20 protein-coding genes are annotated in these 23,053 nt (G+C 48.8%); 18 read left to right on the plus strand and 2 right to left on the minus strand.

Annotation, left to right across the window (positions count from 1 at the left end; genetic code table 11):
• Positions 1–33: 33 nt before the first annotated feature.
• From IE165_RS12210 to IE165_RS12280, 15 genes are all read left to right on the plus strand, one after another.
• Positions 34–495, plus strand: a complete 462-nt coding sequence (locus IE165_RS12210) for a S24/S26 family peptidase (RefSeq protein WP_189626902.1) — start codon at positions 34–36, stop codon at positions 493–495.
• Entirely contained in the window at positions 492–761 is a 270-nt protein-coding gene (locus IE165_RS12215) for a PqqD family protein (RefSeq protein WP_189626903.1), read from the plus strand. The genes IE165_RS12210 and IE165_RS12215 overlap by 4 nt, the downstream gene beginning before the upstream one ends.
• Positions 762–764: 3 nt before the next feature.
• Positions 765–1,865, plus strand: coding sequence for a nucleotidyltransferase family protein (locus tag IE165_RS12220; RefSeq protein ID WP_189626904.1), 1,101 nt, complete (start codon positions 765–767; stop codon positions 1,863–1,865).
• Between the two features lie 4 nt (positions 1,866–1,869).
• The gene (locus IE165_RS12225) at positions 1,870–3,498 is read left to right on the plus strand and encodes an ABC transporter ATP-binding protein (RefSeq protein ID WP_189626905.1); all 1,629 of its coding nucleotides are present in this window, start codon (positions 1,870–1,872) and stop codon (positions 3,496–3,498) included.
• Entirely contained in the window at positions 3,498–4,442 is a 945-nt protein-coding gene (locus tag IE165_RS12230; protein ID WP_189626906.1) for a hypothetical protein, read from the plus strand. The genes IE165_RS12225 and IE165_RS12230 overlap by 1 nt, the downstream gene beginning before the upstream one ends.
• Positions 4,443–4,538: 96 nt before the next feature.
• Positions 4,539–5,339 carry a polysaccharide biosynthesis/export family protein gene (locus IE165_RS12235; RefSeq protein ID WP_229826536.1) on the plus strand — a complete coding sequence of 267 codons (801 nt, stop codon included), beginning with the start codon at positions 4,539–4,541 and terminating at the stop codon, positions 5,337–5,339.
• A gap of 12 nt (positions 5,340–5,351) precedes the next feature.
• Entirely contained in the window at positions 5,352–7,739 is a 2,388-nt protein-coding gene (locus IE165_RS12240; protein ID WP_189626907.1) for a GumC family protein, read from the plus strand.
• A 1,020-nt stretch (positions 7,740–8,759) separates the two neighbouring features.
• The gene (locus IE165_RS12245) at positions 8,760–9,962 is read left to right on the plus strand and encodes an OmpA family protein (protein ID WP_229826537.1); all 1,203 of its coding nucleotides are present in this window, start codon (positions 8,760–8,762) and stop codon (positions 9,960–9,962) included.
• Between the two features lie 469 nt (positions 9,963–10,431).
• Positions 10,432–10,617, plus strand: a complete 186-nt coding sequence (locus IE165_RS12250; protein WP_189626908.1) for a hypothetical protein — start codon at positions 10,432–10,434, stop codon at positions 10,615–10,617.
• Between the two features lie 31 nt (positions 10,618–10,648).
• A complete protein-coding gene (locus IE165_RS12255) occupies positions 10,649–12,370 on the plus strand; it encodes a hypothetical protein (RefSeq protein WP_189626909.1) in 1,722 nt (573 codons plus the stop codon).
• A gap of 557 nt (positions 12,371–12,927) precedes the next feature.
• Positions 12,928–13,743, plus strand: a complete 816-nt coding sequence (locus tag IE165_RS12260; RefSeq protein ID WP_189626910.1) for a hypothetical protein — start codon at positions 12,928–12,930, stop codon at positions 13,741–13,743.
• Positions 13,744–13,987: 244 nt separating this feature from the next.
• Complete coding sequence (locus IE165_RS12265) at positions 13,988–15,178, plus strand: OmpA family protein (protein ID WP_189626911.1); 1,191 nt, start codon at positions 13,988–13,990, stop codon at positions 15,176–15,178.
• A gap of 464 nt (positions 15,179–15,642) precedes the next feature.
• Positions 15,643–18,576 carry a sensor histidine kinase gene (locus tag IE165_RS12270; RefSeq protein WP_189626912.1) on the plus strand — a complete coding sequence of 978 codons (2,934 nt, stop codon included), beginning with the start codon at positions 15,643–15,645 and terminating at the stop codon, positions 18,574–18,576.
• Positions 18,576–19,367: a hypothetical protein gene (locus IE165_RS12275; protein ID WP_189626913.1), complete on the plus strand. Its 792-nt coding sequence runs from the start codon at positions 18,576–18,578 to the stop codon at positions 19,365–19,367. The genes IE165_RS12270 and IE165_RS12275 overlap by 1 nt, the downstream gene beginning before the upstream one ends.
• 15 nt (positions 19,368–19,382) lie before the next feature.
• Entirely contained in the window at positions 19,383–20,015 is a 633-nt protein-coding gene (locus IE165_RS12280; RefSeq protein ID WP_189626914.1) for a response regulator transcription factor, read from the plus strand.
• On the opposite strand, the gene IE165_RS12285 is transcribed toward IE165_RS12280, so the two are convergent.
• A complete protein-coding gene (locus IE165_RS12285; RefSeq protein WP_189626915.1) occupies positions 19,996–20,517 on the minus strand; it encodes a hypothetical protein in 522 nt (173 codons plus the stop codon). The two genes, IE165_RS12280 and IE165_RS12285, sit on opposite strands and share 20 nt — an antisense overlap.
• 210 nt (positions 20,518–20,727) lie before the next feature.
• On the opposite strand from IE165_RS12285, the gene IE165_RS12290 reads away from it, so the two are divergent.
• The 3 genes from IE165_RS12290 (at position 20,728) to IE165_RS12300 (ending at position 22,410) form a co-directional block, all read left to right on the plus strand.
• Positions 20,728–20,922 carry a hypothetical protein gene (locus IE165_RS12290; RefSeq protein ID WP_189626916.1) on the plus strand — a complete coding sequence of 65 codons (195 nt, stop codon included), beginning with the start codon at positions 20,728–20,730 and terminating at the stop codon, positions 20,920–20,922.
• Between the two features lie 706 nt (positions 20,923–21,628).
• The gene (locus IE165_RS12295; protein ID WP_189626917.1) at positions 21,629–21,823 is read left to right on the plus strand and encodes a hypothetical protein; all 195 of its coding nucleotides are present in this window, start codon (positions 21,629–21,631) and stop codon (positions 21,821–21,823) included.
• A gap of 389 nt (positions 21,824–22,212) precedes the next feature.
• Positions 22,213–22,410, plus strand: coding sequence for a hypothetical protein (locus IE165_RS12300; RefSeq protein WP_189626918.1), 198 nt, complete (start codon positions 22,213–22,215; stop codon positions 22,408–22,410).
• A 70-nt stretch (positions 22,411–22,480) separates the two neighbouring features.
• On the opposite strand, the gene IE165_RS12305 is transcribed toward IE165_RS12300, so the two are convergent.
• On the minus strand, positions 22,481–23,053 hold a 573-nt coding region (locus tag IE165_RS12305), incomplete at its 5' end, for a PD-(D/E)XK nuclease family transposase (protein ID WP_189626919.1).

Below are 23,053 nucleotides of genomic sequence, written 5' to 3' on the forward strand. Positions count from 1 at the left end.
TATTTTAATTGCTTTATTATTCAACAAGGCGAGATGATAGACAGGCCACGAAAAGTAGTGATCAACAATCGGCTGTTCTTTGACGAGATCGAACCCTACTTGGTCGAAGGGCGTGAAGTGGTGTTTTTCGTGAAAGGCGGAAGCATGCGTCCGTTCTTGCGCGAGGGAGACAGAGTCGTCATTAGGAAGCCCACGGCCTACCGTTGGAAACGCGGTGAGGTGCTGCTGGCCAAGTGGAAACAGCAATATGTGCTGCACCGCTTGGTGAAAAGGGACGGCGCATTGTTGGGTTTGGCAGGCGATGCCAATTTCGCGCAGGTCGAATGGGTGAAAAAAGAGGATGTAATGGCCGTTGTGCTTTCTGCCCATCGTGGCGATCGGCAGATTTGGAATGCAGAGGCGCACATATCCCGTCTATTTGGCTTGTGTTGGTATTATTTGCGACCTCTAAGACGAGTGGTTGCTAAAGTGAAAAAGATAAACACTGCACGATGATTTTAAGAGAAGATTTAATGCTCAGACATGTGGGAGACGATTACATCATTGTAGAACCGGGACAGGATCAAATAGATATGTCACGCGTGTATACCTTGAACGAAACAGCGGCTTGGCTATGGGAGCAGTTGCAAGGCAAAGATTTCAATTCGGATGATGTTACGGCACTATTGCTCGAGCGCTACGAGGTCGATAGGCAAACTGCTGCGCAGGATGCCGATGCATTAATCGCATTGTTCCAATCGCAGGGTCTGGTTAAAAAATAATGGATGGGCGAAGAACGGATACAGCATGCTTTTTTTTGTTTATTGCGGTTGGGTCTTTGGGAGGCCAGGCAGGAACATCCTGCAGCCTGTTTTCCCCTAGAAACCTTGCAATGGGAAAGGCTTTACCAGCTGGCCATAAACCATACCGTAGAGGGTGTTTTATTTGATGGGCTGCAGAAACTGCCAACCGAATTTCTCCCGGACAAAACGTTGCGCTTACGCTGGACCGTAAGGGTAGACGCCATTGAACGGCGCAATCTGTGGATGAACAAAATCATTGCTGCGCAAACCCGGGTCTTTAAGCAACAACAGATACAGCCTGTCTTGCTGAAGGGGCAAGGGCTGGCACAATGTTACCCCAATCCAAACCGCCGTATCTGCGGCGATATTGACTGGTATATTGCCGACAAAGCATCTTACACACGTCTTTATGCCTTGTTCCGTTCTCGCAACCTCAATCCGGAGAAGCAAGCAGGATTTAGCTTCAGCGTGCTATGGAACAAGTGCGATACCGAGTTGCACGCGCGTCTCCTCGATATACATAACCCCTTTCTAAACCGCTACTTAAAGCGGTTGGAAAAGCAGGAGCAGCCACATCGGCAAGCCATGGTGCTGGATGGCGAAACGATCGTTCTGCCTTCGGCGGCATTGACACTCGTTCAAGTAAACGCGCATATTCTGAAGCACTTGCTTTCTTTCGGCATTGGCATACGTCAACTTTGCGATTCGGCCAGGGTTTGTTGGCAATATGGGCCAGCGCTGGATGGCCAGCGGCTGAAAAGGCTGTATGAAAAACTGGGTATCCGGAAGTGGATAGACCTCCTGCACCTCGTATTGGTAAAATATATGGGACTGGACGCCAGGTTGTTGCCCTTTCCTTTGCCGGAGGGACTGGAAGCCGATTGGATGATGCAGGAAATCTTGACGGCGGGAAATTTCGGATTCCACGATGAGCGGGTTGATTTGGCGCGAGAAGAAGCGACGAACGGACGCGTGGACAGTTTCAAGAGATGGCGGCGCAATTTTAGGCTGTACGTGCGGTACGCCCCCTACGAGACCTGCTTTTTCCCTTTTGTGCAATATTATTCCCGTTTCTTAAAATAAGCTGATGCGTGCACACTCGTTGACATATCAATTGCGTTGGGCTTGGTCGCTCACGCGTGGTTACCGAAAACCGCTCCTCGGCTATTTCCTCTTGGAACTATGGGCTATCGGCCTCTCTTTACTCTTTGTATTCTTTTCGAAACGGGCCATCGATTTGGCTATCCACGCGGTGTCGGGCAACCTGCGGATGACATTGGCTGCCCTGGTGGCAACCGTACTTTGCGGTTTATTGGTAAAGGCCATTTCTACCAGGTGGAATCAGGCGACTGGATTGCAAATGGAACTAGGGTTGCAGCGCATGCTTTTAGGCGGACAGATGCGGGCTGTGTGGAAATTCGCCAAAGATTGGCATACGGGCGACTTGATGCTCCGCTTGCAGGGAGACAGTGTCGAGGTGTCGCAGATGCTAAGCCAAGGTGCGCTTTCTTTCTTGCTGGTCCTGCTGCGGTTGGGGGCTTCCTTTGGTTTCCTTTGGTTGATGGACCCGATGTTGGCGCTGGTTATTGTAGGTATTTCGCCACTTTTTTTGTTTTCTAAACTCTATTTCCGGAAAATGCGCCGCCTCAATGCAGCAGTCAAACAGGCAGAAAGTAACTTTGGAAATGTGCTGCAGGAAAATCTGCGCTTTCGCTTGCTCATTCGTGCGTTGGGGTTAATCCCTGCGCGAGAAAAAAAGCTTAAAGATGGTCAAGACCACGTGTTCAAGCTTAAAATGGCGCAGCAGAATTTTGCCGTGGGCAGTCAGACGATTATGAAATTTACGATAAACGGAGGGTACTTGTTGACTTTTATCTGGGGTATTTATCGCTTAAATGCGGGCGAGATATCGTTTGGCACCATGGCGGCGTTTCTGCAACTGGTAGGGCGCATACAGACGCCTATCTTACAGGCCATGTCTTTCGTTCCTCAGTTTATTCGCTTTCGTACCGCCACGGATCGCTTGCTGGAACTGCACCATGATGAAAAAGAAGCTGCCGTACAACCCGAGCGCTTAACCGACCCCCAACGTATTATCTTCGAGAAGGTAGGGTTCCGTTACGAAGATAGCCTCGTCATCGCGGATTTCTCCGCGGAAATAAAGCGCGGCCGTCCTGTCGCCCTGGTTGGCGCGAGCGGACGTGGGAAAACTACATTGATCCGCTTATTGCTGGCCCTCATCAAAACGCACCAAGGCGCCATCCGTATCGAACAAAATGGTCAATCTGTTGTTTTATCCAATGTACACCGCGGGAATTTTGCTTATGTTCCGCAAGGAAACTCTTTGTTTAGCGGGCGTATACTAGACAATTTAGTTTATGGGACGAGCATCGATGCTGACCGAATCAAGCAGGCTATCTACTTGGCCAATGCGGAGTTTGTTTATTCCTTGCCGCAAGGACTCGAAACCGTTGTTGGCGAATCGGGCTTTGGGTTGTCGGAAGGGCAGGCGCAGCGTATAGCGATTGCGCGCGCCATGATGCAGGATGCGCCTATCTGGCTTTTCGATGAGATTACTTCCGCACTGGATCCCGAAACGGGTGAAACGATTGTCCAGCGGCTTTTGGAAGCTGGAGGCGAAAAGATTATGCTATTTGTCACACACGATATGAAGTTGGCAGCACAATGCCATGAAACCATCTACATGCAGGGTTAATGAAGGACGTAAAAACAATCAACCAAAACGAAAGCCAACAGCGGATGCACTATGTCATCGCGGATCTACTTATGGAAATTTACTTGCCGCGGACTGTCAATAGCGCCGAGGCGCTGCCCAGTTTTGCACCTTTTCTCGTTGAGCACACCGATGGAGATCCCATCCTGAGCGTAACCGTAGGCTTTGAAAAGTTACAGGACGATATGGAGCAGACCAAGTTGCTCAGTGAAGAGTCACTGGTTTGGGGCGACCATTTCCAGTTTCGCGAATCAGAAAATTACTACTACACCATCTTGCGTACTTCAACGAAGCAAGAAGAATGGAAAATGCGTAGTTCCAAAGATTTTTTCCACAATGAGGTATACGCTGTGGAAAACGAAATACAGTCTACTACGGTACTTTCTTGGCTGTTAATGGTTACCTTCGCTCAGTCGGCTCTTCGTTATCAAACACTGCTGGTTCATGCGTCTGTAGTGGAGAAACAAGGAGGGGGCGTGGCGTTCTTGGGAAAGAGCGGTACGGGAAAAAGCACCCATAGCCGATTGTGGCTGACGTATCTGTCAGGTTATCAGTTGCTGAACGACGATAATCCTGCTATACGGATTGCTGCCGACAACAAGGTGTGGATATACGGCACGCCCTGGAGTGGCAAAACGCCCTGTTATCGAAACGTAGGCGTGGCGTTGCGCGCGGTCATTCGTCTTTCTCAGGCCAAAGAAAATAAGTTGGAATGGAAGAGAGGCAAGGAGGCGCTGATAACGTTGCTGCCCAGTGGTTCTGGTTTACGGTGGAACAGCGGTCTTTTCGGAGCAATGACATCCATTTTTCAACGCGTGCAGGAATATGTACCCGTTGGACATTTAAATTGCCTACCCAATGCGGAGGCCGCACTGCTCTGTGAAACCGAGATTGAACAAAAACAAATAAACGAGGTACGCGAATGAAGCCATTGTCCTCATACATAACCATAGCAGGCTCTATACCAAGAGGTGGTTGCATAATAGGAGGTGGTTTCTCAACTTTAACAACAATTTAGTCAGATGAAAAATTCGGTCATCATTATTTTCGCTTCATGCATTCTTGCGTTTGCGTCTTGCATCGTGCCTAAAAAAGTGGTCTATCTGAAAGATATGGAGGCCAATAAGGTGTACAATACGGCGTTGGTGCCGCCCTTGCGGATACAGAAAAACGACCGCCTAAGTATACAGGTTACGTCAAAAAACCCAGAACTGGCTGCACCTTTTAATCCGGATGGTGGGGTGTATAATGTCTCGGCACAGGGATCGGTGACTGCCGTACCTATGGCAGGCCCCAACACCAACAAAGGCTATTTGGTCGATCAGGATGGGAATATCGAGTTCCCGGTGCTGGGCACGATCAATGTCGAAGGGCTGACCTTAGACGGCGTGCGCGATATGATGCGCGATAGACTGGTGCAGGAAAAGCTGATCAGCGATGCTGTGATCAAGATTGAGCTGATGAATCTAAAGATCACCATGATGGGCGCCGTAGGCGCTGTCGGTGTGCTGGATGTCCCGGATTCCAGAATTACGCTGTTGGAGGCCATCACACGTTCAGGTGGTTTAACGGCCAACGCAAAGACAAATAAAGTCGCGGTTATTCGCGAAGAAGCCGGCGGAAGGAAAATGTATCTCAACGATATTGAAAAAATGGATGTATTCAATTCGCCAACCTACTACCTGCAGCAGAACGATATCGTGTATGTAGAACCAAGAACGGGCGAAATGACTCCGCGGGAGACCATGACCTTGACTTATTTTGGTTTGATCACTGGCGTGGCAACCATGGTGTTGACCCTCTTGAACTTGATGCGTAATTAACTGTTTGGCCCTATGGATAATCAATCGTATAACCCCTATTTCGAAAGCAGAGAGAAAGAAGGGAAGTCGCTGAACCTGATAGATTTGATCAAATACCTGCTGCTGCACTGGTATTGGTTTGTATTATCTATACTGGTATTCGGGGGGTATTATTACTACGAGTATAGCAAAACACAATTTTTATACAGCCGGACGCAGACCGTCATGATCAAGAGTACGTCCAATACTTTGAGCGTAAGCCGTGCAACGCGCTTGAACAGCTATTACAATACGGTTAATGTCGCCGGCGAGATCCTGCAATTGCGTTCCAAAGAGCTGATGCGCAACACGATCAGCCGGCTGCATGCCGATGTGAGCTATTCGGTGCAGAAAGGCTTGCGAACCATCGAATTATATCGCGAGTCGCCATTCGACGTCAAATTGCTGCAGGCCAAGCCAGAAAGCAGCTTTGCCTTTAAACTGACCGCTATTGACTCTACAAAAGTACGTTTTGCCATTACGGAAGGCGATTTGGAAAGCTATACGGAGGTGCCCATCGGCAAGGAACTGAAGACACCGTTTGGGCGTATTGTTATCCAAACCACAAAAACATTTAATAAGTCGTATTACGGCGAGCCGGTAACTGTCGCTAAATCACCCCGCGAGGGCATGGTGGGTTACTACCTGGGACGTCTGCGTATCGAACAGATGCAGGACGACGCATCGTTGTTGTCCATGTCTATGGAAGATGTGTCGGCCGAACGTGCAGGAGATATGCTGTCCACTTTGGTCACGGTTTACAATCAGGAAACAGTGGAAGACAAAAATCGGATCGCCAAAAATTCTGCCGAATTTATAAAAGAGCGCATTGCCATCATCGAAAGCGAGCTCGGAGACGTAGAAACCAACTTGGAAGAAATGAAGGCGCGCAACGAAGGGATGGACGTGAACACGGCAACGGATGTATTTTGGGGCGAAAGCCGTGCCTACCAAACCTCCACCCGTAGCATTGAGACGCAGCTGCGTTTAGTGGAGTTAATGCGGCAACGTGTGGACAATGCCAACGAAAACAGTAGCCTGATCCCAACCAATACGGGCTTGGTAGATGAAAATATCGAAACGCAAATTGCGGAATACAACGCGGTGCTCCTCAAACGAAACCGTTTTGTCGAGGGGAATAATGCAAACAATCCGATTGTACAGGACATGGAATCGGTATTGGGTGCTATTCGCGATAATATTTACCGCTCGGTGGACAACTCGGTTTTAGGGCTGCGTATCCGTATCCGCAATTTACGGGAGGATGAAGCAGCGTCGCGTGCGAAAGCGCAAGCCTTGCCCGCCAAGCAACGCATGATGCTGTCTATTGAAAGGCAGCAGAAGGTCAAGGAAGAACTGTATATCCTGTTGCTTAACCGGCGGGAGGAAAATGCGCTGAATCAAGCCATGACCGATGACAATTTACGCGTCGTGGATCCACCGTCAGGCAGTGAAGCGCCATTTTACCCCAACAAGGTGCGTAAAGTGATGACCGGCGTGGGCTTTGGTCTGGTACTGCCTACCGTGGTGCTTATGCTGTTGCTGCTGTTGGATACCAAGATCAACGGGCGCAAGGATATCGAAGAAGCAGTGTCCGTGCCTTTTTTGGGAGAAATCCCCTATGCTAAGCGTACATCGCGCAACCAGGATGATGTCGTGGTCAACGAGCAAGGTCGCGATCCCGCAACCGAGGCCTTCCGCATTCTCCGCACCAACATCGGCTTTATGTCTTCAGCAGAACGGGAGATCCGCGTGATCACTTTCACCTCCTTCAATGTGGGTGCAGGAAAGACGTTCACGGCCGTAAATTTGGCCGCCAGTTTAACATTTCTGCTGCAAAAGGTGGTCTTGCTCGACTTGGACCTGCGGAAAGGAACCTTAAGTGACCACCTGAAACTCGGATCCGTAAAGGGAGTAACGCACTTCTTGGCAGATCCGGCCGTGTCGTTGGAGCATATCACGTACCGCGCCAATATCGGTAGAGGGGTCGATGTCATACCTATTGGCGTTATTGCACCAAACCCGGTCGAGCTGCTGCTCAGCAAGCGGCTGGATATTTTGCTGTCGCAGTTGAAGGAACGCTACCGCTATATTATCGTCGATAATGTGCCGATCGATTTGGTCGCAGATGCCGCTGTCGTAAACCGTATTTCTGAGCTGACGATATTTGTGGTGCGGGCCGGTGCAATGGATAAACGCCTCTTGCCCGAAATCGAAAAGATTTACCGCAAAGGCAAACTGAACAATATGGCCATTCTACTCAACGGTATCCGCAAGCAGAAGTCAAGCTATGGATACGGTTACGGTTATGGCTATGGCTATGGCTACCAAAAAGAACGGACGGGTTTCTTACATTTCTTCAAACGCTTGTTCCGCGGGTAAATCTGCCTGCACAGGCAGGCATGTTACTGCTCGGAGCTGAGCTTCGCATAGCAGCAGGGCACCCTTGCAATCGAGCAATGCGCTGCCCTTCTAATACGTAGGCTTGTAGCGCACGTGCCGCATAGCCGAGCGCAAGATCGTTGTCGCTTCATATATAAACAGTGCGCTATCGGCAAGTTGCTGCAGGACGTTGTCGGCGCGCAGTGACGCAAAACGCAAGAACCGTGACTGATTGCATGATCAAGATGCAACGTACGCTTTAGCATACCTCCTGAAGGACGCGTGCATAACGCGAATGCTACGTAGCATTCGTTTCACGAAATGTGAAATTTCCTCTAAGTAATATTAAAATACTTTAGTGTTAACGTACGACTTCTTTTAGCTTTTCCAAGTTGCTAAATCGACATCCGAAGATAGCTGATATGTTGTACACGATGCTTAATCGCGCATGGCCATGAAGGTTTTGCAGCTGTGCTATGTCTTAAATCGCATAAACATGTCCATATAGCGTTTATCCGACAGGCTGCTGCAAGCATGCAAGAGGATGACCTTAGCCGACAACGAGCTGTTGCTTTCAAACAATAAGCCATTGCATGTACACAACAAGTGCATGCTACGTAGCATTTTTACGATCTCCGCGCTTATTATCCTGGTTTACATGGTCTCAAAATAGTTTTTGCTCGATCATCCTAAATTTTCAAATGGTGTTGGTTACTGTCGTAGGCAACCGTTACCGCTATTTTTCCGCGCCTACTTCTCCCTCTTTTGCGACATCTCATAATTAGGGCATCCTTTTGGAATTATCGCTGCATGACGAATGAAGGATATTTTGACAGTAAGCCTGTAGAGGTATCGCTACAAGAATAAATAAACCCTTGAATGTAGACAGAATTCGACAGCACTGACGTATGCTATTCAATAACTTTGTCCCAATCAATATAGCGTAGCCACAGCGATAGATCGGGAGATTTAGATAGGCTATCAAAAAGATATAAAAAGCAAAATAAAAGCATCAACACTATGAAAACGATTTTAATGACTTTGGGAGTTTCACTTTGCGTCTTTGCGTCCTCTGCACAAACGGTGGTATCCACCCCAGATTCGACGGTGGAAGTGAGCGGCGAAAAACACCGAGTTGTCACCAATAAATTTTTTGATAACTGGTTTATCGGAGCGGGTGTTGGTGGGCAGTTTTTTTATGGCGATCACAACAAACAGATGAAATTTGGAGATCGCCTGGTGCCGGCCTACGAATTGCATGTGGGCAAATGGTTTACGCCCGGTATCGGTGTTCGTTTGGCTTTGAATGGCTTGAAGAACAAAGGGGTGACGCAAAACGGAAGCCACACGACGGGCGTGGTGTACGATGCATCACAAGGGCTGTACGGACAGGAATTTCAATACCTCAACCTACATGGTGATGTGCTCTTTAATGTGAGCAATATGATTGGAGGCTACAATCCGGATCGCTTCTACACATTCAGTCCTTATGTAGGTCTCGGGGCTATGTATACATGGGAGGAGCCGAAAACAAGGGAGGTCAGTGCAAATTTAGGCTTGTTCAATAGCTTCCGCTTAAACCCCTCGTGGGATTTGACTTTGGATATTCGCGGGAGTTTGGTGCATGATCGCTTTGACGGTGAGCTGGGTGGCCGAAAGGACGAAGGCATGTTGACAACAGCTTTGGGAATTGTGTACAAATTTGGCAAACGGGATTGGGATAAAAACACCAAGACCGTGATCCGCTATACCAATGAAACCGAGTTGAGGGCGTTGCGCGATAAGGTCAATGAATTGGCGGCCGATAATAATGCGCTGAAAAAGCAATTGGCGGATGCCAAAAATAATACCGTTACGGAGGTCATCGTGGATAAAAACGTTCTGGCCGCACCAATATTGGTGACTTTCCCCATCAACAAAAGCACAGTAAGCAACGAAGCCCGCGTGAACCTTGGCTTCTTTGCAAAGATCATCAAAGAAGGCGATCCGGCACTGAGCTATTCGATTGTTGGTTATGCGGATAAGGGGACCGGCTCAAAATCCACCAATGATCGGTTGAGCCGCGAACGGGCGCAGGCCATCTACAACGTCTTGGTCCGCGAATTCGGTGTGCCGGCAAACCAGCTGGAAGTAGACTACAAAGGTGGTGTGGATAATATGTTCTATGATGATCCGCGTTTGAGCAGAGCCGTCATTACCATTGGCAAATATAAAAATAAATAATGCAAGAGTTACGTGCAGAGAGAGAAGTGGAGTAGAGAGGTGAGATTGAATTGGTGCGGTATCTAAATGTAGGCTGAGGTTGGACAGATGAGGATAAGGGCTGTGTTCGAAAAATTGAACACAGCCCTTTTTATTTTATTTTTTTTAAAAAAGATACAACTTTTCAAAATTCATTGTAGCTTTGTAGCAGAAATTGATAGAAGTACTATCAAATGCTTATGAACGATTGCACAGCGCCGCACTTTGGCGATGCGACAATCACGCTTATGAAAATATTGTTAATTCGATTAACCGTCGGAGCAAACGTTGACCTGTATTCTCGTCAACGGGTGAAAATCATAGGAAGCATAGACATTTAGGTAGCACGCGTCGTGACCCCGTTCACAGCTTTACGCTTGCCATGCCTAAATATCGATGCAGCCGAATTTTCACAGGCTCTTTGGCGGTTTGGTCGCAAATCGATTCGGCTATGAAAGATACCGTGAAACGTTTGTACCTGCCTCCGGGTGTGCTCATGTATTCCATTGAGCTGGAGAGTAGCATCGCTGCAGCTTCTGCAACCATTTCTGGAGGGCCGGGAGGCCAACCTGACGTACCGCAGGTAGAAGACTGGACCTCCGACGAGGACATGGGCAGTAGGCTAGGGGAATTTTAAACAGAGGCATGAACTATCGGAAAGCTCGTTTATGAAAAGACAACTACACGTTTCGAAATTCGCCGTGTTTTTTGTGGCGACAGCGTTGCTGCTGCTGCAGGCGGCTTGTTCAAAAGGCACAAGTGAGGAATCTGTTGCAGGAGATATGACGGAAATCACGGTAAATCTAACTGGCATAGAGGGAGAGGTATCGGAAGAACTACTGCTGCAATCCAGTGCAGGAAGGAAATCCCAGTCGGCTCAGCTGCTGCAGGGGGAGACTCAGGCCTATTCTTTTCCTGCTTTTGACGCGCAGGTTGAACAACCCGTGGATGATGATTATGCCGTCAACGGATTGCCCAAGGTGAACCAAGTTAGAAATACTGCTGGAGGAAAACGCATGGCAGCTGTCCCGCTAGCCCCTCGCGTTCGATATAGAATCGTATTGTATCGCGCGAACGGAACGTTCCATGACTCGCAGCAAGGTATTGTGGGGAGTCCACTTCGCATCAACGTGGCGCGTGGCGAAACCTATACCTGGTATGCATATTCCTATAACGATACGCTCGATGTAGCCGATTTGGCCAATTACAACAACCCCGTCGTGCCGACGGGTACAACGCGCGACCTGATCACGGCATCCGGCACAAGGCAAATCACGGCGAGTGGAAATACACCGCTGAATGTCGTCCTGCAGCACCGAACCAATCGCGTAGCGGTGGAAGTAAACACCATGGGGATGTTCTCCACGCTCAGCGCCGTGACCGTCACGTTGGGAGGCAATTACTTCACATCCGGGACCTGCGACCTCCGCACGGGTGCTGTTTCTGGTGCAAGCACCTACACAACGCCCGTGTTGACAGCGGCGAACTTGCCTAACCTCCCCGGAACCACAACGGGAGATCAAAAAGTAGCATACTACTATACGCTCAGCAATACCGCGATACCCACGATGCGGGTCACGTTGACAAATCTCTCCGTAACCCCATATGGCACCGCCACTCCTCGGAATTTTACCGGTCAGCAGGCGGCCTTTCAATTTAATGTAACGGCTTTCGCCGCCTTGGGCGGCAGTAAGAAAGCGCGGATCGACCTGATCGAATCTCCTCTTACCTTGGGAACGGCACGTTGGGCGCGCAACAACTTATATCTAAATGGAAATAGTGCAACAGGTCATAACCCGTACCGCTTTTACGCGACAAATGGCTCACAAACGGCGCGCGAAAGCTTTTGGCCTTGGCGTGGTTTGTTGCCCAGTGGGCAAGCGGGAACAGGAGACCCTTGTCGGCAAGTATATCCCGCGAACGCATGGCGAACCCCATCACCCGATGAATATCAAAGCATATTGCCTACGGCGCATACATTTGTGTCGACTGGGAATCGACATATCAATTACACCGCAGCGACGGGCATCGGTGCTCCCTACGCAGGAACTCAGCTCACTTTTTACGCGAATGGCTTTGGTAACGTTTTAGGTTTGATAGGTGGTGTTCTAAACGTTAGTCTGTCCTACAACCACCAAAACACCCGTGCGCACCTTTGGGCGGACGATCAGGTGATAAATGTGGTGGCAGGCATAGGAACCTATTTCTATCTAATGACTGATAAGCCTGCAGGTGTAATACCAGCCCTGGACCCAGCAGAACAAAGTACCCAGGTATCTGTAGCCGTTTTGAATAACATTAGTTTGTTGGGCATATCCTTGTTGGAATCAGGCTATAGAAACGTCCGCTGCGTCCGTAATCCTGCGGTACCTACGACGACTGTACCTTAGTACTAGCAAAAAATCTTGTCACCTGTTGCGCTATATTGGTTCTAAAACAGCATAGCGCAACTATTTTTTTTCTGCGCACACTGTAGATTTTAACCTACATATATTTTTCTTTTCGCTCCATTTGTTTGCCTCCGCTGCGTAAAACTATACCTTTGGATAATCTATGGCAAACTGTTTTTTGGGGAATGGTATAAATTCGCGTGACGTGGATTTAAAGCTTGATTTACAGGTGTGATGCATAAGAGATATACAGAAACAGAAAAAGATCAAATCGTTTTTAAGATCGTGTGTGGCGAACTTTTTTTGGAAGAAGCTTCCAGAATATATAATGTTTCCACGGTAAGCCTTATCAAGTGGCTTAAAGAAAGGCAACGGTTGATTGATCGCTATTTTCGGTCCACAGGCAAATAAATCAGGTTGTTGGTGCAATTTGCTCGTTCGGTCGAATAAAAACAGGATATCAAGATGTTTGTCGTTCGACAAGAAAAGCTTTGCTTAAAATAGCTGCACATGTTCAACGCGTCCATCATTTCCACATGTTTTGTTAATTACTATAGATGAAATTACATGATTTAAAACGTTTTCTGCTTTGCGCAGCTTGCCTGTCGTGCTGCACAATAACCTGGGCTCAATATCGTGTCGGGGGAAGCAGCTGGAGCGAAAACTGGTTTGTAGGAGCCGGTGTCGGCGGGCAATTTTATTATGGCGATCACAACCGGAATATGCGGTTCTTTGATCGGCTTGTACCGGCCTATGAGCTCCACGGAGGCAAGTGGTTTACTTCAGGGTTGGGATTACGCATGGGCTTGAACGGTTTGCAAAACCGAGGATTAACCCAAAATGGCAGCCATGGAACAGGCGAGGTTTACGACGCTACAAAATGGTTGGATAAACAACAATTCAACTATGTGCATGCCCATGGCGATGTGCTATTCGACTTGATGAATATGATTGCCGGATATGATTACCAACGCTGGCATGCCATACCCTATATCGGAATGGGGCTGATGGCCACTTGGCAGCGCCCGCGTGCGCGCGAGATCAGCGCAAGCCTCGGGCTATTCCAAACCCTTTATATCAACCCAATTCTTGATCTTACGTTGGACTTCAGAGGCAGTATGGTCAATGATCGCTTCGATGGCGAAGTTGGCGGGCGGAAAGATGAGGGCATGCTTACCGCTGCCGTTGGGATTGTTTATAAGATCAACTACCAGGATTGGAATCGTCCGCGGTGGGAAGCACCTCCCCGCAGGGGCCCTAGACGGGCACTGCAACGACGCTTTTCTCCAAGCGATGTTGTCGCACATTACGACGTGCTAAAACGCCTTAAAGATGGTGCGGAAGACCCAACAGAAAATCCATCTTTACCGTAACATTCTCCACACGTCGCATCCCGGCCTTTAGGAGCCCATCCATTCCACTTTCCGCTGCGCCTGTTGGGCGCGGCATATCGGTAGCGTTTAATTTTTTTAAAAAATTATTGATCTATTCTTGTGTGCTACAAAATTATTGATTAATTTGTAGCTGTTATACTACAATCGCCAATTCACGGGGATGTTCATCCAGCGCGCGCGAGGTATATGCTTATAAAAATTAAATAGTTTAAAACTGCTACTTATGAAAATACTGATGCTAGGTCTTGGGTTGACCTTTGTATTTTCGGGCATACGTGCCCAATCTTCAAAGGTTACTGCCGATTCTACGGTGGAGGTGAGTGCAGACAAGCACCGTGTCGTGACCAACAAGTTTGCCGACAACTGGTTTGTTGGCGCAGGGGTGGGCGCGCAGTTTTTTTACGGTGACCATAACCGGCAGATGAACTTTGGCGATCGTTTGGTCCCGGCTTATGAATTTTTTGTCGGCAAGTGGTTTACACCGGGCATAGGTACCCGGTTGGCTATCAATGGCATACAAAACAAAGGGGTCACACAAAATGGAAGCCATTCCACAGGTGTCATTTATGATGCTTCGCAAGGTTTATATAACCAGGAGTTCAACTACCTCAATCTGCACGGCGATGTACTCTTCAATTTTACGACGCTGTTTAAGGGGTATAAACCCGATAGGTTTTATGAAATTAGTCCTTATGTAGGTCTTGGATACATGTTTACCTGGGAGGAACCCACGGCAAACGAAGTGAGCGCCAATATCGGACTCTTTAACAAATTTCGTTTGAACCGCGCATGGGACCTCACCTTGGATCTACGTGGAAGTATGGTACAAGACCGCTTTGATGGAGAACTTGGCGGGCGTAAGGATGAAGGTATGCTTACTGCAGCGGTAGGTTTGGTGTATAAGATCGGGAAACGCGATTGGGGCAAAGAAACGACGACAACGATCCGCTATGATAATTCTGCGGAGATCAGTGCGTTGCGTGCACGGGTAAATGAGTTGGCGCAAAGCAACGAATCGCTGCGTAAACAACTCGCGCAGGCGAAGGATAGCTCCGTAACAGATGTCATTGTCGAGAAAAATATCTTGGCCGCACCGATTTTGGTGACCTTTCCCATCAACAAAAGTACGGTTAGCAACGAGGCGCGTGTCAATCTTGGTTTTTTTGCAAAAATCATCAGAGAAGGCAACCCAGCTTTACGCTACCATATTGTTGGTTATGCTGATAAAGGCACAGGAAGCAAAGCGACTAACCAACGCTTGAGCCGCGAACGCGCCGAAGCAATATACAACGTTTTGGTGCGGGAATTTAATGTGCCGGCTTCACAGCTTGAAGTCGATTACAAAGGGGGGGTCGATAACATGTTTTATGATGATCCTCGCTTAAGTAGAGCAGTCATCACCATAGCGAAATAATGTAGCCCATAAAGCAGCTGCAGCAATCTAGACGACTCCAATTGTTGCGATAAAAGATACCCCGCATACGCCTTTAGCAGTCGCATTTCCATCGCGGCCATGCAAGAGCCAGCCAACCCTTGCACGGCGGCTATGGGCCTCTATTACTTTTGGTCTACGGCTGGCGCATGCAGGTGTCGGCGTGCCCTTCGGGAATCCGCTGCAACATGTCGCTTTGTGATGTATGTCACTTTTTTTTGACCGCGTAAAATATGTATCTTTACGTCGGTAACTTGACCTTTCGAAAGAAAACGTTGTGTAAAACTTTTCTTTGCTCAGCCATTAACCTCTTGCTGCTTGCTCGATAACTACACTTATCGCCCATTGGCAGGATTACCAATTGTTAAGGTGCCTTAAGCTTACGCGAGTTTCGCATCATGAGAAATCGATCATTTGGATCCATTAGCATTTTTTTGTGCTGTTGCATGTTTGTATGCGGCCTTGGGAGCTGTTTTGCGAAGTCGCCCTACAGGCAGGTACGTGTGCTGGACGGTATCGACAAGGAACATTCCATGTTCAGCCGTGCGGCAAAAGATCCCGCTGGCATGATTTGGGCTGTTGCAGGCGGAGAGCTGTTCCGCTATGATGGTGTACATGTGCTGTCCTTTGCAAAACTCTATCCCGGTCGTTTACCCTTCGATGAGATCCAAGATTTAACGATTGACCCTTGGGGGCGCCTATGGCTAAATACCCGAAATGGACTTTTGATCTTTGATCTGGCTACCTGGCAATTTTGCGATGAGCAACCCTACGCCCAAAGATTGCATCAGCACAAAGCTATAGGCTTTGCGGAAGTGAAGGGCGATTTTTTTATGGCAACAGATAGGGGTGAAGTTTTTCAGATTACCGCTACCGGCAAGGAATTCCTCTTTAGTTTTGACTACACCAAAGGCCTGGGGAGGACGCCCGTTGGGAGGCTTTTCGTAGCAGATGAAGAGGGTGTGTGGCTAGCGATCAACGGAAGGCTATACCATTACGATCGAAAGCGCGAGAAGCGACGTCTGTGTGCCATTCCTTCGCGCATTTTTGATAAGCTGGAAGATCTTTTGCCGCTAAAAGGAGGGCTGCTGCTCCGTAATTATCGGGATGGCTATTATATTTACGATGGAAGGCATTTCGTGCTTTCTAGATTTAGGAGTACGAACGAGAATGATTTCACCAACTGGAACCATTGGGCGTTTGCGGAGGGAGATCGGCTACGGTTTTTTCACCAAAAAGGGCGGTATTCGGAGCACACTCGGGATCTTTCCCTAACCAAGATGAACGAAGGGGATCACCGCCTGGCGGAGGAAATCCTGTACAAGCGGCTGAATAATTGGCAACGTAGCGGCGATGAGTGGTTACTCTCGACAGACCAAGGTTTGTATGCCGTTTTCCCGGCAGAAGTATCATTCGACTTTATCGAGTGCGGCAGTGCCCGCGGCATGGTTAAGCAGCAGGGTCAGTATTTTATCGGTGGCTACGGACACCTGCACCTGCTATCTCCTGCCGGTGGGCTGCGTGCCTTTATCGAAGCGCCCGAAAAAAATTACTATGCTTTTTTTTCGCTGGCTCCCGATACAGCCATCGCCGTGATTGAAGGGGAATTTTTGGGGTACCTCCAGCACGGGCGATATGTGCCGGCACCCATAACGGTAGACTTGAAATACCGAGACCAGTTCAGTACCATGGCATATTGTGCATCTCGCTTTGACAAGGAAACGATGCTCGTGGGAACTGCCAATGGTATTTGGAAATATACGCTGCGCTCTGGGAGAGTGACGCCATTGCTGGATCGGGATGGGCGCATCGCCGGAGAGGGGATGCGTGTTTTGTCCATTCGGTATGAAAACGGGCTGTTGAGCTTTTCTGGTGAAGACGGTTATTTTGTCTACAGGCAGATGCGTGTAGAAAAGCTTTATCCTTTGGATCATGCACATCTCGCCATCTACGACCATGTCTGCGACCAAAGCAAGGTTTATCTGGCAACCAAGGGCAGAGGACTCGTCGTATTGGATAAGGGCACGGCTAGCGTCTTCCGCGTAGAGCAGGGGTTGTCCAGTAATATCGTTTATCAGCTTTTCAATTACAACGGGACGATATTTGCTGGCACGCACCGCGGCCTATCGGTCATCACCCAAAATAAAATCTACAACTATCATATCGCCGATGGTCTCCCTTTTGAGGAATTTAACCATAAAGCCCTGTACCACGACGATGCCAAAGGAAAACTCTTTATGGGAGGAACGCAGGGCTATGTGGCTTTTGATCCACAGGAGTTGCTGCAAGTGGCCGAACGCGACTTTGCCGCAACACCGACGGTGTCTTCCATGCATATCGGCATGCGGACAAATCTCTTCCAGCATAATTACGCTTGGCTACAGTTGCGGGACACGATGGAGCTGCCCCGCGATGCGGTCATGTTTACCTTGGATTTTGCGCGCGTAAACCACTACCGGCAAGGCTATGCGATGCACTATAAGATCGAGCCGCTTATGGATGGCTATCAAGAGATGCCTGTTTCTAATCAAATAAACCTTTCGGGAATGACTGCCGGAGAGTACCGCATTTTCGTGCAAGTCAGTCCGAGCAATACCGCTCGTACGCAAACGTGGAGTTGGCTGGTGAAGAAGCCGCCGGTATTCATGGAAACACAAGGTTTCTATTTTTTGCTGCTGCTGGGCGCCGGCGCAATAACCACTTATGTACTTTTTGAACGTAACCGGCGAAAAAAAAATGAAAAACTCCTCCGTAGGCAGATTTCCAGTGATCTCCATGATGAGGTAGGAAGTCTGTTGACGGGTATATCCATGCAGGCTGATCTGCTCATGCTACGTGGGGAAGCACCTATGCAGGAAAGTGTATTGTCGATCGGAAAGTTCAGCCGCGAAGCCACGCAGATGATGGATGATATCGTTTGGTCCATAGATGGGCGAAATAATTACCAAGGTAGCCTGGAAGACCGCATTAAATTTCTTGCAGCAAATATGCTGGAACCGCTGGGTGCACAAATTGTGTTCGACGTGCTTATCGATTACGATAAAAGTCTGCGACAAATTGTGCGTCAGCAGGTATACCTGCTCTTCAAGGAGATGCTGCATAATATCTGTAAACATGCGCAGCCCTCTCGGATAGACATCTTACTGCATGTGCAGCATGGCGAACTACGCCTGCGCGTGAGCAATAACGGACTTATAGCGCATGCCGAAAACCGGAAATGGCGCACAGGACAGGGCATGGCCAATATGGAGGCACGTGTAAACCAAATAGGTGGCACAATATCTAGGTGGATGGAGCAGGAATGCTTTGTCATTGAATTGAAAGTGCCTTCGCGAAGGTCTAAAGTAAGGTGGTCTGCTCTACATAAATTGGATAAATAATGGAAAATGCTTTGCGAAATTTGGCCGTTGCTTTAGCGTTGACAGGTGTGCTGCTCTGTTTGATAGGCGTGGCGATAAGACTGTTAAACCTACGGCAGCACAACAGAAAGGCCGAATTGTTGATCTGTATCGCCGCGGGAGCCTTGCTTTGGCACGCATTGGTCTATGTGATGATCTACACCGGTGTTATCCGCGCATTTCCAAATTTGTATAATAAGGGTATTCCTTTTTATTACCTCATCGGACCAGCAACATTTTATGCGACACAATTTTCGTTGTTTCCCCATAGCAAATACCCAAAATACTGGTGGCTGCATCTGCTGCCGTTCGTATTAGGTGTTATTGATGTCATGCCGTATGCGATGGCACCCCTGACAGAGAAGCAAGCTCTACTGGATGAAGTGGTGCAGGATATGAAGATGGGTGTTTTGCATCAATTTGGATACATTGATCAGAAATGGCATTATATCCTTCGATTCTTTTTAGCTTTTGTATATTTAATGGCGCAATGGAGGTTAATATACGTGCATGATGGTCGATTTTCACCCTTGGCTCCTTCCGTAAAGAGTTACATGGTTTGGTATGCTTGCTTTTACTCTTTGCACCTGCTTATGCAAACAAGTTTGGTCCTTAGCTTGCTTTTCAATCAATTGCAGTCCTCTTTCATTATGCGGGATGTGTATCAGGTAATCTGGGTCAGCTTGTTTTATTTCGTATTTAGTCTTTGGATATTTATTAGTGCCTTGTATAGACCCCTGGGTTCTTATGCCCTGAAAGATGTGCAGGCTTAGTATATAATAATGAAAATGAATAGAAAATACCGTTTGGCTATTGTCGAAGATCGACAGCATGTATTGGATCTCTTAACGAGTTTTTTCAGCGTATCGAAATTTTTCGATTTGCAGTTAACGGCGAACTCCTACGAATCGTTAACCGAACGTTGGAAGTCACAGCAACTGGATATTGTCTTGAGCGATATCGGTCTGCCGGGGAAATCCGGAATTGAAACATCTTGGTATGTAAAACGACGGGCTCCGGAAGTGCAGGTGGTGATGTTTACCGTCTTCGAGAACAAAGATGCCGTTTTCCAAGCCTTGTGTGCCGGCGCTTCGGGCTACTTACTTAAAGGGACGCCACTGCCGCAGATTGAAGAGAGACTTCTGGAGGTTATGAACGGCGGCTCGGTTATGAGTCCGCAAGTTGCCCGTTTGGTTTTTGAACATTTCAACCCTGCCCTGGGAAGCAGCAAATATGAAAAAACGGAGCAGCTCACGCCACGCGAGATTGAGATCGTATCCATGTTGCAGGCCGGCGCTTCTTATAAAGAGGTGGCCAGTAAGCTGTTTGTCAGCGTAGATACCGTGAAATACCACATTCGTAATATTTATCAGAAATTGCAGGTGAGTAGTAGGGCTGAGCTTATCTTGAAATACAAATAGGAGTTGATGATTCCGGCAGGATGTACTGCCGTTTGTAATCCCGCGATCCGATTGTCCCTCGCCGGGACGAGGTTGTCCCTAAGCCCGGGACAGGGGCGTTACTTTTGTAGGGCAAAAGTTGAGCTGCCGCCGCAAATAATAGGTAGCCATATTGCCATAACCAATATGCTTTACCCATACGCTTATGTCCCTCGCCGGGACGGGGCGTTCCTAAGCCCGGGACAGGATTTTGCTGCCGTCGCAAATAATCGGTAGCCATATTGCCATAACCAATATGCTTTACCCATACGCTTATGTCCCTCGCCGGGACGAGGTTGTCCCTAAGCCCGGGACAGGATTTTGCTGCCGCCGCAAATAATAGGTTGCCGTATCGCCATAACCAATATGCATGACCAATACGCTTATGTCCCTCGCCGGGACAGGGCGTCCCTAAGCCCGGGACAGGGGCGTTACTTTTGTAGGGCAAAAGTAACCAAAACCCCGTCGCTGATTTTTGTTGCATCCTTATGGGGCAGTGCATAGGCAAGTTTCTACAGGCGCAACAAAAATGATGCGACATTGCTGTTAATGTTGGGCAGAAGCGATAGTGAGCGTACTGCTGATTTTCGCGTTACTGTAGATAGCGAACGATAGCCGTGGATAAGCAAAAGCGTATAACGGAACTTTTAGGTCTCCTTAACAGTGCTGGCTGGCAAAGAGCATGTTTGGGGGGATGAGTGCAGGGCAAGCATGGAATCATGTCGACATCGCATCCAAAGCGATGGCGGCGTTATTCCGGCTTCGGCCAAACAGGGTGCTTTGCGCAGGGCGGCCCCGTGCGACAGAGCACCTCAAGGAGACAAAGGCTTTTGATCACTTTTGGCCTTCAAAAGTGATGCACTGCCGCGGCGAGCGGCGGAAGGGATGAAGGGACGGGAAAGCTGCCGAAGGGTCGAGCAGCAACCCCGCGGAAGCGACATGCATCCTTATGGGGCAGTGCATAGGCAAGTTTCTACAGACGCAAAAAAAATGATGCGACATCCCGGTTAATTAGGGGCAGAAGCGATAGTGAGTGTATCGCTGATTTTCGCATTATTGTAAGATAGCGAACGATTGCCGTTGATAAGGAAAAGCGTATAACGGAACTTTTAGGTCTCCTTGCAAGTGCTGGCTGGCAAAGAGCATGTTTGGGGGGATGAGGGCAGGGCAAGCATGGAATCATGTCGACATCGCATCCAAAGCGATGGCGGCGTTATTCCGGCTTCGGCCAAACAGGGTGCTTTGCGCCGGGCGGACCTGTGCGACGAAGCACCTCAAGGAGACAAAGGCTTTTGATCACTTTTGGCCTTCAAAAGTGATGCCCTGCCGCGGCGAGCGGCGGAAGGGATGAAGGGACGGGAAAGCTGCCGAAGGATTAGGCAGCAACCCTGCGCCAGCAAAAAGGCAAGTTTCTACAGGCGCAACAAAAATGATGCGACATTGCTGTTAAGTAAGGGCAGAAGCGATAATGAGGGTACTGCTGATTATCGCATTACTGTAAATAGCGCACGATCACTGAAATATAAAGAACACTGTCCGACGGAACTTTTAGGTCTCCTTGCAAGTGCTGGCTGGTAAAGAGCATGTTTGGGGGGATGAGTGCAGGGCAAGCATGGAATCATGTCGACATCGCATCCAAAGCGATGGCGGCGTTATTCCGGCTTCGGCCAAACAGGTTGCTTTGCGCAGGGCGGACATGTGCGACAGAGCACCTTAAGGAGACAAAGGCTTTTGATCACTTTTGGCCTTCAAAAGTGATGCCCTGCCGCGGCGAGCGGCGGAAGGGATGAAGGGACGGGAAAGCTGCCTAAGGATTGGGCAGCAACCCCGCGCCAGCAAAAAGGCAAGTTTCTACAGACGCAACAAAAACGATGCGACATTGCTGTTAATGTTGGGCAGAAGCGATAGTGAGCGTACTGCTGATTTTCGCGTTATGCTAAAGCTATTGCGTATTAGGTGAAGAAGTGAGAAGGTGAAGAAGCGAGAAGGTGATAAAGTGAGAGGGGGACGTGTCGTGCCGCTATTAAATAGTGAGCAGAAGCAATAATAGTTTGCTGCTGATGATCGCAATCTGCATTACTGTAAGATAGCGAACGATAGCCGTTGATAAGGAAAAGCGTAAAACGGAACTTTTAGGTCTCCTTAACAGTGCTGGCTGGCAAAGAGCATGTTTGGGGGGATGAGTGCAGGGCAAGCATGGAATCATGTCGACATCGCATCCAAAGCGATGGCGGCGTTATTCCGGCTTCGGCCAAACAGGGTGCTTTGCGCAGGGCGGACCTGTGCGACGAAGCACCTCAAGGAGACAAAGGCTTTTGATCACTTTTGGCCTTCAAAAGTGATGCCCTGCCGCGGCGAGCGGCGGAAGGGTTTGTGAGGGGTTAGCCTCCAGCATGCAAGGGCAGCAAGCGCGCGCCAGCAAATAGCGCGATGCCTCTCACTACATATTACTTACTACTGCTCAGTGCCTCGATATCAGCAAGGGAAAGACCCGTATAGATAGCAATATCTTCGGCAGAAATGCCACTTTTCTTCATGGTGGTGGCAATCGCAATCGCCTTTCTGTGTGCACCTTGCTCTAAGCCATGCTCCAATCCTTTCTCCATACCCTTTTCCATACCTTGCTCTAAGCCTTGCTCTAAGCCTTGCTCCAACCCCTTCTCCAAGCCTTCGGCCCGGCCTTTATCCATGGCTTCTCTCAGGCCTGTTACGAGGGCTTCTTCGGCAGCCTCGGCAGCTTTTAGGGCGGTTTCCGCAGCTTTCAGCGCCTCCCTGGTTTTTGCCTGCTCCTGTTCCTGGTATTTCCGCACGACTGCGGCATCCCACTTGCGTTTCAAACTTACATCGTACATATGGCGTTCCTCCTTGTTCAGTTGCGTGTAGGCAGCTATCTCGAACAGCTGCTCAAAGATGGGCTGCCGCAGGTGCACCGGAAGACCGGCCAGCTCGGACATGTTCTTCAGCACGTACAGCCAACGGTCCAGATCGCTCTGCAGATCAGCCCCTTGCTTCACAAATTT

This window comes from Sphingobacterium griseoflavum (assembly GCF_014653155.1).
In the GTDB taxonomy this organism is placed as follows: Bacteria; Bacteroidota; Bacteroidia; order Sphingobacteriales; family Sphingobacteriaceae; genus Sphingobacterium; species Sphingobacterium griseoflavum.